Origin of the sequence: Thermococcus sp. M36, assembly GCF_012027355.1 — an archaeon.
Classification (GTDB): Archaea; Methanobacteriota_B; Thermococci; order Thermococcales; family Thermococcaceae; genus Thermococcus.
The window spans coordinates 1-379 of record NZ_SNUH01000397.1 but is presented as its reverse complement, the minus strand read 5'-3'; the positions used below and the strand labels follow the sequence as shown (position 1 = coordinate 379).

Annotated in this window: 1 protein-coding gene; it reads left to right on the top strand. The window is 30.1% G+C overall.

The features are described 5' to 3' along the window. Window positions 1-351: DUF5655 domain-containing protein (locus E3E36_RS12825; protein WP_206203773.1), on the top strand; the 351-nt coding region annotated here is incomplete at its 5' end. Window positions 352-379: the final 28 nt, after the last annotated feature.

The following is a 379-nucleotide window of genomic DNA, read 5'->3' as shown; positions in this document are numbered from 1 at the left end:
TGGCACTATTGTGCTAAAGTGAATATCGGCGACCTTTTTAAAGGTAAAGATGAAGAGTTGGAGTTTGTTTTCGATAAATTATTATCTGAAATAATTGATTGGGAAAATGTAACCGTAAGTGCTACTAAAAACTGTATTGTGTTTGTACATAACAAAACTTTTTTAATAGTAAAACCTATGAAAACGCAGTTAGATTTAAAATTTTACAGTGAAAAGGAACACACCAATTTTCCAATTATCAAAAGCATACTTTGGAACAGCAAATTCGAAAACCATATTCGTGTTGCCAAATTAGAAGAACTGAATGAAAGAGTATTTGCATTCATAAAAAAATCGTATAAACTATCCTGATAATCCAAAACGTTGACTTAGAACAACA